Origin of the sequence: Mycoplasma sp. 4404 (assembly GCF_034863325.1) — a bacterium.
In the GTDB taxonomy this organism is placed as follows: Bacteria; Bacillota_I; Bacilli_A; order Mycoplasmatales; family Metamycoplasmataceae; genus Mycoplasmopsis.
Genome location: NZ_JAYFFE010000001.1, coordinates 357,065 through 369,623 on the forward strand (window position 1 = coordinate 357,065; position 12,559 = coordinate 369,623).

The 12,559-nt window shown below is 28.3% G+C and carries 17 protein-coding genes; 5 read left to right on the forward strand and 12 right to left on the reverse strand.

Annotated elements, in window-relative coordinates; genetic code table 4:
* Positions 1 to 20: 20 nt before the first annotated feature.
* Genes VBN07_RS01255 through efp form a run of 5 tightly spaced genes read right to left on the reverse strand, consistent with a single transcriptional unit; the run spans position 21 to position 3,309 of the window.
* Positions 21 to 1,040 carry a nicotinate phosphoribosyltransferase gene (locus tag VBN07_RS01255; protein ID WP_323177514.1) on the reverse strand — a complete coding sequence of 340 codons (1,020 nt, stop codon included), beginning with the start codon at positions 1,038 to 1,040 and terminating at the stop codon, positions 21 to 23.
* A gap of 51 nt (positions 1,041 to 1,091) precedes the next feature.
* A complete protein-coding gene (locus VBN07_RS01260; RefSeq protein WP_323177515.1) occupies positions 1,092 to 2,078 on the reverse strand; it encodes an MAGa3780 family membrane protein in 987 nt (328 codons plus the stop codon).
* Positions 2,079 to 2,093: 15 nt separating this feature from the next.
* The gene (locus tag VBN07_RS01265) at positions 2,094 to 2,438 is read right to left on the reverse strand and encodes a hypothetical protein (RefSeq protein WP_323177516.1); all 345 of its coding nucleotides are present in this window, start codon (positions 2,436 to 2,438) and stop codon (positions 2,094 to 2,096) included.
* Positions 2,438 to 2,746, reverse strand: a complete 309-nt coding sequence (locus tag VBN07_RS01270) for an MMB_0454 family protein (RefSeq protein ID WP_257089681.1) — start codon at positions 2,744 to 2,746, stop codon at positions 2,438 to 2,440. The genes VBN07_RS01265 and VBN07_RS01270 overlap by 1 nt, the downstream gene beginning before the upstream one ends.
* Entirely contained in the window at positions 2,746 to 3,309 is a 564-nt protein-coding gene (efp, locus tag VBN07_RS01275; protein WP_323177517.1) for an elongation factor P, read from the reverse strand. The genes VBN07_RS01270 and efp overlap by 1 nt, the downstream gene beginning before the upstream one ends.
* Positions 3,310 to 3,586: 277 nt before the next feature.
* Between efp and rpsF the strand changes: the two genes are divergently transcribed.
* The 3 genes from rpsF to rpsR are packed head-to-tail and all read left to right on the forward strand — an operon-like array spanning position 3,587 to position 4,840.
* Entirely contained in the window at positions 3,587 to 3,994 is a 408-nt protein-coding gene (rpsF, locus tag VBN07_RS01280) for a 30S ribosomal protein S6 (protein WP_323177518.1), read from the forward strand.
* Between the two features lie 38 nt (positions 3,995 to 4,032).
* Entirely contained in the window at positions 4,033 to 4,566 is a 534-nt protein-coding gene (locus VBN07_RS01285; protein ID WP_323177519.1) for a single-stranded DNA-binding protein, read from the forward strand.
* Positions 4,567 to 4,576: 10 nt separating this feature from the next.
* Positions 4,577 to 4,840 (forward strand): 30S ribosomal protein S18, encoded by a 264-nt coding sequence (gene rpsR / locus VBN07_RS01290; RefSeq protein WP_257089673.1) that lies wholly within the window; start codon positions 4,577 to 4,579, stop codon positions 4,838 to 4,840.
* An 84-nt stretch (positions 4,841 to 4,924) separates the two neighbouring features.
* On the opposite strand, the gene VBN07_RS01295 is transcribed toward rpsR, so the two are convergent.
* Both VBN07_RS01295 and trmB read right to left on the reverse strand, forming a co-directional pair.
* Positions 4,925 to 5,782 carry a hypothetical protein gene (locus tag VBN07_RS01295; protein WP_323177520.1) on the reverse strand — a complete coding sequence of 286 codons (858 nt, stop codon included), beginning with the start codon at positions 5,780 to 5,782 and terminating at the stop codon, positions 4,925 to 4,927.
* A gap of 179 nt (positions 5,783 to 5,961) precedes the next feature.
* Positions 5,962 to 6,573: a tRNA (guanosine(46)-N7)-methyltransferase TrmB gene (trmB, locus tag VBN07_RS01300; RefSeq protein WP_323177521.1), complete on the reverse strand. Its 612-nt coding sequence runs from the start codon at positions 6,571 to 6,573 to the stop codon at positions 5,962 to 5,964.
* 71 nt (positions 6,574 to 6,644) lie between these two features.
* Between trmB and rsmD the strand changes: the two genes are divergently transcribed.
* Entirely contained in the window at positions 6,645 to 7,187 is a 543-nt protein-coding gene (gene rsmD, locus VBN07_RS01305; RefSeq protein ID WP_323177522.1) for a 16S rRNA (guanine(966)-N(2))-methyltransferase RsmD, read from the forward strand.
* The gene (gene rlmD / locus VBN07_RS01310; RefSeq protein WP_323177523.1) at positions 7,175 to 8,503 is read left to right on the forward strand and encodes a 23S rRNA (uracil(1939)-C(5))-methyltransferase RlmD; all 1,329 of its coding nucleotides are present in this window, start codon (positions 7,175 to 7,177) and stop codon (positions 8,501 to 8,503) included. The genes rsmD and rlmD overlap by 13 nt, the downstream gene beginning before the upstream one ends.
* Positions 8,504 to 8,517: 14 nt before the next feature.
* Here rlmD and VBN07_RS01315 read toward each other — a convergent pair whose 3' ends face one another.
* The 5 genes from VBN07_RS01315 to mgtE form a co-directional block, all read right to left on the reverse strand.
* Positions 8,518 to 9,312, reverse strand: coding sequence for a hypothetical protein (locus tag VBN07_RS01315; RefSeq protein WP_323177524.1), 795 nt, complete (start codon positions 9,310 to 9,312; stop codon positions 8,518 to 8,520).
* Between the two features lie 65 nt (positions 9,313 to 9,377).
* Entirely contained in the window at positions 9,378 to 10,190 is an 813-nt protein-coding gene (pgsA, locus tag VBN07_RS01320) for a CDP-diacylglycerol--glycerol-3-phosphate 3-phosphatidyltransferase (RefSeq protein ID WP_323177525.1), read from the reverse strand.
* Positions 10,162 to 10,734: an MHJ_0274 family protein gene (locus tag VBN07_RS01325; RefSeq protein WP_323177526.1), complete on the reverse strand. Its 573-nt coding sequence runs from the start codon at positions 10,732 to 10,734 to the stop codon at positions 10,162 to 10,164. Before VBN07_RS01325 ends, pgsA begins: the two co-directional genes overlap by 29 nt.
* Before the next feature lie 12 nt (positions 10,735 to 10,746).
* Positions 10,747 to 11,079: a hypothetical protein gene (locus VBN07_RS01330; RefSeq protein WP_257089647.1), complete on the reverse strand. Its 333-nt coding sequence runs from the start codon at positions 11,077 to 11,079 to the stop codon at positions 10,747 to 10,749.
* Positions 11,080 to 11,088: 9 nt separating this feature from the next.
* Positions 11,089 to 12,558, reverse strand: a complete 1,470-nt coding sequence (mgtE, locus tag VBN07_RS01335; RefSeq protein WP_323177527.1) for a magnesium transporter — start codon at positions 12,556 to 12,558, stop codon at positions 11,089 to 11,091.
* Position 12,559 lies beyond the last annotated feature (1 nt).

Genomic DNA, 12,559 nt, shown 5'->3' on the forward strand with positions numbered 1-12,559 from the left:
CAGCTTTTAAAGCTGATAAATTATTTATCTGACTTGTACACTATTAAATTAGGATTTTCTCTGTACCCTCTTCCTTCTTTAGCTTCAGGATTACCATTTAAAATAGTTGCGTCAGCTGAGAAAGAATTGTTAAGTTTGAAAATGCTTTGACCAACTCCATAATAGTCTACAGGGACATTTAATGATTCAAATAATTCTATTTTTTCTGCATTAAATCCGGATGAAACAACTATTTTGTAGTTAGTTGCTCCAGCTTTATCTAATGCTTCACGTAATCTTTTAATTTGTTCTGGATTAACTCCATATTGCTTTTCTTCATCATTATCAAACATATGGTCAATCATATTCTTTGAAGTGTCAATTCTAACACCTCAAACAAGATTTCCGAGTTCATTTCAAACTTTAAGAGATTCACTAATAATATTATTATGATAGTCTACAAGAGCTATAAGTTTATTTTTAGGGAAAAGCTTATGATAAGCCTTAGTTGCAGCGACTGTGTCACCTGCAAAACCTTGAATTAAAACGTGAGGCATACTTCCAAAAACATTTTCATCATTAACTTCGTTTTGATCTTTTTGAGCTAATGTAGAAACAGCTTTAATTCCACCAACTCTAACTGCATAACCATCCATTTCTTGATTAATGTAGTGGTCTGCTCTGTCTCCCATAAAGATGACTTGTTTATCTTTTGCAGCTTGCACGCAGTGGTAAGCATTTGTAGCAATTGATGTATTTCTAGCTAAAATACCATCAATCATACCTTCTCAAATGCCAAAATCTTGATAGTGTCCTTCTAATTGTAAAACAATATCTAAATTATTAATTTTTGAACCTTCAGGTAAGTATTTAATTGTGTATTTTGATGTGTCTGTTTGTTCTTCTAAAAGAGCAAGAACTTCATTAATTCCACATAAAATTGAGTTGTCTTTTCTTTGAAAAAATTGCATAACAATCTTATTGTTAGGTTTAAAGGTTTCTAAGATTTGTTTAGTTTTTTCAAAGTAAGATGCAATATAGGATTTTTTATCTTTGCGCATTTTTACCACCTGTATAATAAAACAAACTACAGCAAATAGTTTGTTGTTAAATTATTTTTGCTTATTAAGTTTTTGTTCTTTTCTTAGTTGTTTTACTTTTTGTTTTTTAACTTTGTATTCTTCTCTTTGTTTGTTTAATTGTAATTTTTTAAGTCTAATTGCTTCACGTACTTTTGGAGAAATAAAGTAAATTTTAGGAAGCGCTTTTTGACCTGGTTTTAGGATTCTGAGTACTTTTCTTAAGAAGAATCCTAAAGCAGGTGCTGAAAACATAGCAAAGAGTAAAAGCATAATATCTAATACTACAATAACTAATGTTGAATTACCTTTGTAGTTAAATGGATGTAAATATGAAACAACTGAATAAATAGCAACACCACGTTCTAATTCAGTTCCTCCAAATTGCATAAATTTATACCCAAATGCATAAATTGCAAATGTGAAAAATAAGTAAGCAATTGGATAAATCATAAAACTTCAAATTGACGCATTTGAAATTCTGATACGTTTTCTTTCTCATCCAACAAGAGTTAAAAGTCCCAAGAATGGAGCAGCACCGTGCATAATTGATGTTTTAACTCATTCAAAAGTTTGTGAGTCACTCATTAGTGTTGGATCAGTTGCTACACCACCTCAATAAACTGCGACTACAATAATAATGTAGACCATTGAAGCAAAGTAAAATCTTTGTGCTTTTTTAGATGTTCTATAAAAAGGATATAAGAACATTGTTACACCCATAAGCACATTAGACATAAATGTAAATCAGTAAGTTGATCCACCTCAGAAAAGTAAGGTTGCATTAGGGTAAATTAATTTTTGAAGTTTAGCACTATCAAGATTAGATTCATCTAATGCCCCTTTAACTTCTAAGAATGCTTTTTCAACTGCGATACTTCTGAAGTGTCATTCAAGTAAGGTTACAACTAAATAAGTAAGAATTAAAGTTAAACCTATTGAAAATGTAATTCAATCTTTTCAATCAAATAAATTAAATTTTGCTTTTAAAGCTTTAAAAGACTTTTTCAATCCAATCACGACACCTCCTTAAAGTTAAATTATTTTAAATGCAGCTAGTAGAATAATACTTATAATAACTAGAACAAAACTAATTCCACCAAGAACAAATCATTTTGAATATTTATTCATTAAATATTTTTTCTTTAGTCTATTGAACACAAATCTATTTTCAGGTAAATATTGATCTGGAATTTTGTCTGTTTCTAATTCCTTCAGTAATTTGTTTAATTGTAAAAAATATTCAACAGTGTATTTGTTTTTTTTCTCATATGACTTGACGTTTTGTTTTTTATTTAATTCAGCACGAACTTCGTTAATAAAAACTCTTCTGTATATTGCATAAGAGTTTTTATTCAAATCTTTATAAGTTCTTCTCATTAATAAAAATCTAATAACACTACTTGAACGTTTTTAGGTTTCTTATCAATTAAAGATTTCACACCATTTTCAATTTGTGTAATTAATTCTTTAATTGTTGAATATGGTTCTTTATTTTTTTGGTTTTTAATTTTAATATCTACATAAATTTCAACGTTTGAATGTTTATCGTCAAAACTTAATCTAATCGAGTTTGAAGCTTTAATATTTTTGTATGAACTAAGCGCAATGTTTACAACATCTAAAATTGCACTTTCTTGAACTATGTAATTTTGATTTGAATTGTAAGATACATTAATTCAATTCATTATTTATTTGCTTTTCCAACGTATTTTCCAGTTTCTGTTGAAACAGAAATAACGTCATTTTCTTTAATGAACATAGGTGTTTCTAATTCAAAACCAGTTTCCACAGTTACTTTTTTCTGAGGGTTTGTTGTTGTGTTACCTTTAACTGCATCAGGTGCTTCTGTCACTAATAAATCAACGTGAGCAGGTAATTCGATATCTAAAACTTCTGATTCAAATTTTCTAATTTGAACTTCTGAACCTTCTTTTAAGAAGTTTAATTCTCATTCAACTACTGTAACAGGAATTTCAACTTGTTCATATGTTTCATTATCCATTAAGATAACGTTTTCTCCATCTGAGTATAAGAAGTTCATTTTTCTTTTATCGATGTGAGCTGGTTTAACTTTATCACCACCTGTGTATGATTTTATGGTTGTTGAACCTGTTCTTAAGTTTTTAACTTTAGCTTTAACGTTTGCTTGTCCACGTCCTTGTTTTGAGTGTTGAGCATCTAAAACTACAAAAATTTCACCTTCGTCTTGGAAAGTAATACCTGGTTTAAATTCATTAACATTAATCATAAAATTCTCCTTAGTAAATTATTTGTTTAATTATATTAAATAATTAAAAAATTGCATTTAAATAGTTTAAAAATTCAAATTTTGCTTAATTTGACACAAAAAAACTAAAATTTACTAAATTAGCTAGTCTGCTAGGTGTAAAAAATATTTTTAAAAGTGTGTAATAGTCTTAAAAGTTTTTGGTTAGATTTTACACTCTTGTATAATATACAAGAGTATATAAAGATACTCCTTGGCTATAAGATTTTTAGCCCAGAAACGACCATAAGGAGAGAAAATGCAAAAATACGAAATTATGTCAATCGTTAGTCCAAAAGCAGACGTTCAAGTTTTAGTTGACTTATTAAACGAAGTTTTTGGAAAAGAAAACATTTCTAAAGTTGAAAAACTTGAAAGAAATGAATTAGCTTACGAAATCAACAAGTCAAAACACGGACAATACGTTTTAGCATTTGTTAATGCTAAAGGTTCAGACATTGCTGAATTTACACGTCGTTCAAATATTATTAAAGATATCTGAAGAGCTTTAGTAATTAATTTAGACACAGAAAAAGGTCTTAACGGAAAAGAATCTGTTAAAGAAACTAAAAAACCAGTACGTAGAACAAGAAAATCAACTGCATCAGCAGAAGAAAAAGTTTCAAAACCTCGTACAAGAACAGTTAAAGCAAAAGCATCTGAATAATTAAATGCTTAAAAGTTTAGTTATTCACAGGGGGTATTATGTTTAATAAAATTACAATAGTAGGCCGTATAACATCAGATAATGCGATAGCACATACATCACAAGGTGTTCCATACGTACGTTTCACAGTAGCAGTTAATAGAAGAAACTTTTCAGCACAACAAAATGAAGTTACTGACTTTATCCCGGTTGTTGCTTGAAGATCAAATGCCGAGTTCATAGCGAGATATTTGAATAAAGGGTCTCTTGTTTTAGTTGAAGGATCCTTACATTCAAATCAATATCACAGTAACCAAACAAACCAAATAGTAAGAACGTTAGACGTTACTGCAGATCAAATCGTCGCTCTAGAGTCAAAAAGTGTCAGAGAAGCTCGTGGTGGTTCTTTAAACGCAACTCCTTCTCCGGTGTCTGCGCCCCAAACGTATACTCCGACTTATAAAGCATCACAAAGTGTTGTGAATCGTAATACACCTGCGAATGCTACATTTGAAAATACTAATCCAAAAACCGGTGCTACTAAATTACACGATTTAGAAGATCTTTTCGCAGCACCTGAGGATTTAAATTAAGGAGATAAGAATGGCTTTTTACAAAAACAAAAAAGGTTTTATTAACAGAAGAAGATCATGTGAATTCTGTGATAACAAAATGACATATGTTGATTACAAAAACGTTGATTTATTACACAAATATGTAACAGCAACAGGACAAATTAAAGCTAAAGCTGCAACTGGAACATGTGCTAAACACCAAAGAAAAGTTGCTAACGCAATTAAAAGAGCACGTTTCATCGCTTTAATGCCTTACCACGTTGTTCGTCCACGTATTCAAAAATCAAACTAATTTATATACTATTACACCACTTGTGAAAACAGGTGGTTTTCTTTTTGCAAAAAAACAAAAACACCATTCCTGTGGTGCTTATGGTTAAATTGAATTGGATTGTCTCTTTATTTTTTTATTGCTTTTTTGTTCAATTTCATTAATGTAGTAAAAGTATATATCTTTATAAATCTCTTTATTGTGATTTCCTACAAATTCTTCAATGTCATCAAAGTTATACAAGAAATAACCTATATCTTCTGCTTTCTTATAAATAAGTCACGTATTAGTTATGTAAAAATACTTTTTCTTGGTTTTCTTTTTATTTTCAAAATTATTATCACTTACATCTACATCTCATGATGGAATTATTTTTAACTTCTCTAATTTGATATCAACTTTATTTTTTATTTTCAAATTGTTATCTTTTTTGAATAACTCACATTCATAAGTTCAATTTATATCTTTAAAATTATTGGTTATTTGTTTTAAAAAATCATTTCAATAACTAGAATATTTTATGAATAAATAACGTTTTCTAGAGAAACTGAAAGAAGTTCCAAGTGATATAGATGATACAACAAACCATACAAGAGGAAATGGAAAACCGATACCTGCCTCCTCTTTTTTAAGAAAATTACTAGGAGGATAGATTCATGCAAAAAAGAATGATAAAGAGATTAGAAAATAAATTAAGCTAAAAAATGAAAGAATTGACAATGATGTTTCATATCTTTTGTATAAGGTTTTTAATGCTATAAAACCATCTAAATACTTTTTATTAATTGTTGCATTATTGCGATTTCAATATTTTAATTGCTTTCACTTGTAGTTTTCAACTTTGCTAAAATTTCTACCTATCGGTAAATAGAAACAGTAAAATAAAATCAGAGAAGATAGAGTTAATAAAACCCCAATAACAATTCATAGAATAAAAATTATTCAAATCCCTGTAGAATTCATTGTCATTAACCTTGATTAAAAATGTAATTTTCTTTTTTATTTGCTGTTCTTCTATTATTCTTCATCAATACCTCTAATTCACTTTAAATTACTTATGTATTTAAATTATAAAACTAAAAAGCTTACTTTAATAAAATAATAAAAAATGAATACTATTATAGTATTCATAATTTTAAACATTATTTATTTGGCTTAGCGATTAAGAAATTAATGTTTTTGCCAAGTGAAGATCATTTTTGCTCATATCCTGTTTGAACATTAGTTTCATTATACTTTGATGAATGTAAATCAGTTGTCATATCAATGATATCTCAATTATTTTCATTCAATGATTCTATTGAAAATTCAAATAACTTATCATTATCAGTTTTAAAGTATAAGCAACCTTTTTCAGATAATAATTGTTTATATTGATCTAAAAATGTTTTGTATGTTAATCTTCTTTTTTCGTGAGCTTTTTTAGGTCACGGATCTGAAAAAGTTAATCAAATTGTGTCTATTTTACCTGTAAATAATTCAGTTAAATTATTTGCGTCTTTAGTGATAATGAAAAGATTTTTTAAATTAAGTTCATTAATCTTCTTAAGAATTTTATTAGCTACTGTTAGGTATTTTTCAAAAGCATAATATGTAATATCAGGATTTTGAAGAGCTAATTGAGCAATCATTTCACCTTTACCTGCTCCGATTTCCAAAACATCGTTTTCTTTTAAGTTAACTGGAAATTCTTTAATTAAAAAGTCAGAATTTACTAAATTTGCTTCAGCATTTTTATCATATCTCAATCTCATGGTTTTATTATAATGTATAATTTAAAAATCACTATATGAATAGTTAAAAAGAATTTTTATAAGGAGCTAAAATGAGAATAATAGCAGGTAAATTACGTCACTTAATAATAGAACAACCAGATTCGAAATTCACTAGACCTACAGGAGATAAAGTCAGAGAAGCTGTATTTTCATCAATTCAATTTGAAATTGAAGAAACAACTTGTTTAGACTTGTTTTCAGGTTCAGGAGCTTGAGCAATTGAAGCTATCAGCAGAGGCGCTAGACATGTTGATGCAGTCGAAAAACAAAAGCAAGTTTTTACTGTTACTAAATCAAATGTCGCTAAAACTAAAGCAGATAATCAAATAAGTTTATTCAATGATGATGCTTTACATTTTTTAAATAAAACAAATAAAACTTATGATTTTATCTTTATCGATGCTCCATTTGCTGAATATGAATTAGTTAATAATTCACTTTTAACAATTTCACAAAGAAGTTTACTAAATGAAAATGGTGAAATTATTTTAGAAACTGACAAACCTAATTTAATTGTCTTACCTGACAATTTACAAGTTTATAAAGAAAAACAATATGGAAAGGTACATATCTTAAAAATATGTCTAAAATAAACAAATATACCTTACACCAAGAGTTAAAAGTTAGATGCAGTGAAATTAGTTACGAAGGTTATGGTGTTTATAGAGATGAAAATAACTTCCCTATTTTCATTAGTGATTTATTACCTAATGAAGAAGCGATTGTGAAAATAACAAACTTATATAAAAATTATGCATTTGGTTCTGTTGTTCAATATTTAACACTTTCTGATGATAGAAACTCTGAATTTCAATGAACTCCATCGTCTCCATTAGTCACTTTAAAATATCCGGCTCAAATCGAATTTAAAAACAACTATTTCTATAACTTGCTTAAAAGAAACTTACAAAACATAAATGTAGATGAAATTTATTCTCAATTTACTCAATCTCCAATTCAATTTCAATATAGAAATAAAGTCTCTTATAAATTAAGTGTCCAAAATAATCAGTTAACTATCAATGAAATTAATCAAAAGTCTAATGAAATAACAGATGCTAATAATTTATTTTTAGTTAAATCAATAATAAAAGAAACAATTAGTCAAATTTTAGACATAATTAAAACATTTCTTGAAAATACTAACAAACTAAAGAACTTGAAAATGTTTGAAAAAATTACATTAAGAGCAAATTCACAAAATCAAGTTGATGTTTGTTTATCAATTCACTCTGATTATGATTTACCTGCTAAATTAATCAAATTGCTTAATGAAATTACACAAGTTGTTTCATTAAGTATCAACAAAAAGCATAGTTTACAAGTCTTATTTGAAAAAGAGCAATTCAAAATGCAGTTGAATGATAAAGAGTATATTTGTAGCATTCAATCATTCTTTCAAGTGAATGATATTGTTGCATCGATGATGTTTCATAAGATAAAAGAGTATGTAAATAGCAAAAACAATGTTAAAACTATTCTAGATGCATATTGTGGAGTTGGTACAATTGGTCAAATTGTTACAAACAAAAATAATTATGTATATGGTTCAGACATTGTTTCGAGTGCAATTGAAAATGCAAATAATAACAAACTTTTAAACTCTGTTAGTGGTGAATATAAAACAATGTCTTCTGATGTTTATTTCACTAAGAATGTTTCTAATTTAGAGGATAGCATTTTAATTCTAGACCCACCACGTAGTGGAATAAGTAAAGAATTCATCAATTGAATAATTGCAAAACAAATCAAAAATATTGTTTATATGTCTTGTGATGTTAAGACATTAATAAGAGATTTACAATTAATTTTAGAAGCTAATTCTTATAAAATAACTTACATTCAAGGTTTCGATATGTTTCCTAACACACCACATATTGAAGCACTTGTTTTTATCGAAAAAAAATAGTCTTGCGACTATTTTTATTTTGCGATTACATATATTCCTGAAAGTATCATTGAAATCAAAATATATGTTGAAGCAACTATTCCTGTATACAATAAGTTTTTGTGTCAATTCTTTTTATTTGTGTGTAATGAAGCAAAGAATGAACCAGCACAAACATAAATGTTTGTCGGGAATGAAAATTCATTAAAGACTAATGAATAACCTAAAAGGGCTACATAAGTTGTTAATCCAGCTATTGTATCAGCCATAACATATGAGTTTAAGTTTTCCGTTATTGTATGTTGAATGACGAATAAGACTGATGCAAATATTATTATTTGTGTTACATCTTTAAGAGTTGAATAAGTCTTTATTGAACTCTTATTCATATTCGAAACTTGGAGTTTTTTATATTTTCTTGATATTAATCCTCAAACGTTTCCTGAAACAATTGAAGCAAGCATGTGTGCTAAAAATAGCAAGAATAAGTTAAGAAATAATATTGTTTGATTATTTAAGTTTTTGTTAAATAAGTAAATAAAAACATAAAAAAGAGATACAACTGGATTTATAACTGGAGGAACATTTTTACTAATGTCGTTGTATAAATCGTTTTCAAATTGGTAAACAAGCCCTCTAAGAATAAAGTATGAAAACAATCCTGCAGTAAATGTAGCTAAACCATATGTAAATGAAAATATAAATTTTAATTTAGCATATTTTTTACCTACATAAGTTAGTAGCAGTGACATGGTTGATAAAAATGTAACTGCTAAAAACTCTGCAACAAATAGTTCTCATAAAAATTTCTTTGTTAATATAAATTCCACCGTAAATCCTTAATATGTTCACTGATATTTAATTTAAGTTTTATTTAAATTAAATTATTGTTTATTTACTTCTTTTTTGATTTTTCAATTTGTTCTGGTTGTTTTTCTTCAACCACTTTTGTTTGTGTAGTTTTAACTGTTTCTGTTGTTGTAACTAATTTAACAGCTTTAAATGCTTTTCTTACATAGAAAATTCCTGAAAGAATTGCAAATACTAAAGCTACGTAAATTGGGATGTTTAAAATGTATCTAACAATTTGTTGGTGTGATGTTGCATTTAATGTTGCATAATGCAATCCAACTGTAACAGTTAATGTGATTGTAAGTCCAATAGCTAAAACAAATGTTTTAATTTTTCCTCATTTACCTGCTGATACATCGTATCCTTTTGATGCTAAAAATACTCTAACACCATCTACAATAATATCTCTTAATAAGAAAAGTGCCATAGCTCAGAAAGGTAAAACATTAATTACAGCTAAATAAACAAGTGTTAAGTTAACCATTAGTTTATCTGCAATTGGATCTCAAACTTTCCCAAACACAGATACTAAATTACGTTTTCTTGCAATTGCTCCATCAAAGTAGTCTGTGACCATAGCTCCAATAAAAATTGCAAGGATTAATAAATTAATAATTGTAAGTGCAATTTTGTATCCTAGAACGCTACCTGAATTCTGTAAATTTTCTAATGCAAAATATGATGCACCACCTTGCCCAGTTCCTAAGTAAATTAATAAAATGCTAATTGACATTAATAGAAGCATTGGAACAACTAAAATAATTCTAATTAATGTAAGCAAGTTTGGTAAACTGATTTTTTTCTTTTCTTTTACAACTTTTACTTTTTTAATTTTCTTTTCCTTCGTTGAATTCATTTTTAAAAATCTCCTCTATTTTGCTGTGTAATTCATCTTCTTCTTTATAAATTTGATTAATTGAGGCTTCATTGTATTTTTTAACTTCTGCAAAAGCTTTTTCTTGATTTGTGCCAAAGTATTCTAAAACATTAGGGATTTTTTTAGCTCATAAGTTTGAGTTGCAATCTCTAAGTTGTTCTAAGTTTTTAACAAAAATTTCGTGAGCAGGGTTTTTGAATAAGAATTCTCTAAATTCAGGTGATTTAAACACTTTAACAAGAATATTTCTAGTGTTATTGTTAATTTCTGACATTGTGTATTCACCAATTGATGGTACAAATTCATCGTGTTTTACTTTGTTAAGTTTGATTAATTTGTTAATCATAACGTTAAGTTCATAAACATACACAATTGCTTCTTGTGTAAATTCAAAGTGCGCTTGTCTTTGTTTTTTCTTTGCAATTTTATCCTTAATGAACTGGTATAAGATGTATGATGCTAAAGCAAGTAAAACAACACCAAGGATAACTCAAATTGCTATATTTAATTTATTATCAGGCATAACATCTCCTTTCTATTTTGTAGTTATTTTTAATTTTCATTTAGGTTCTTTTGCTACTACGTATTCTTTGATTAAATCTTCTAATTCTTCAGGTGTAAAAGTTCTTCCTTCTAACATCGATTGATGTAAGAAGTTTCCATATCCTCTGTAGTCAAATGAATTAGCTGGTTGATATAGTACGTATGAAATTTTTCCACCAGTTGATAATGTTCTTGAAATTTCAATGTCTACATCCTTTAGTTCTTCTTTGATTAATTTTAAGTTTTCATTTGCTTCTTTTTTAGCATTCACATAGTTTTCTGCTAATAAAACGATTTTTTCAATATCAATTGTTTCGTGTTGCATAAATTCTCCTTAAATTCAATGAGCACTGTGCGCTATGAAAAGAACTAAAATGTTAAGACCGAAGAAAATCAATGTTGATAAAGCATCTGATAATGTCGCTAAAATTGGAGCAGACATAACAGCTGGGTCTTTTTTAAATTTAATAGCTACAAGAGGAATAATTGTTCCTAAGAATTTAGCAAAGATAACTACAAAAAATAGTGATAATGAGCTTGCTAAAATAACAAATGAAAGAACTCCTCAACTTGCTGTTTTGCCATCACTTTCTCTAAATGATGGAATTGCAAAGTAAATATAAAGTCTGGCTACATTGACTACGAACATAATCGCACCAATAATAGCACCAATAGATACTTCACGACCAACTACTTTTCACATATCTTTAGTTCCAATTTCACCTAAAGATGCTGCACGAGTAATTGTTGTGGAAGATTGAGAACCTGCGTTTCCAGCAGCCCCTGAAATAATCGGAATAAGTCCAACTAAGATAGCAGAAGAAATTGCAACATTAATTCCGTTAACAAATCCTTCTGAAACGTCAGTGAATTTTTGAATAATAAATTGAGATAAAGTAGCTGAAATCATTAAGATAATTAATCATAAAACACGAGATTTAACAATTTGCATAATTGTTGTTTTAAGATAACTTTCTTCAGCAGCTTCAGGGTTAATCCCGGCAAGCTTATACATATCCTCTGTTGCTGAATCTTGAATAACATCAATAACATCGTCAGCTGTAATCATACCGATAAGGTATCCATCAGCTGTAGTTACTGGAAGTGTTGATCTATCGTGGTCAGCAAATATGTTAGCTGCATTTTCTTTTTTATCATTTGGATGAACTGTTGTAACAACGTTGTAAAGTTCATCTAAAGTTTCTTTTTCGTCATCTGCAAAGACTAATTCTTCTAGCGTGATGTCTCCAAGTAATTTCTTTTGGTCATCTACAACATAGAAGTTGTGTGTAAGTTCAATGTTGCTTCTATAGTCTTTTTTGATTTTTGAAATAGCCTTTTTAACTGTTCAATCAGATTTAAGAACAGACATATCAACGCTCATAATACTTCCGATGCTATCGTCATCGTAAGATAAAATGTTATTTAATTTTTGTCTTTTTTCTGCATCTGTTTTAGACAAAATGTATTTTGTAATGTTAGCTGGTAATTCTTCAAGAACGTCGGCTAACTCGTCAGTTTGAAGTTCTTGTAAAACTTCCATACCTCAATCTTGAGTGAATGATTGAGCTAAATTAACTTTTGTATCATCATCTAAATAAGCAAAGACGTCAGCAGCATCTTCAGTTTTAAGCACCCTTAAAATGTAAAGTTGCTCATTGATCGTTAATTCACCAAGTGCCTCAGCAAAGTCTGCAAGAGGATATTTTTCAAGCAACAATCTAACGTCTTTAATTTTTTTAGCAGCAATGAGAGTTTTTAAATTTTGTATTAACTCTAATTTTTGTTCTTCTGTGAAGTTCATA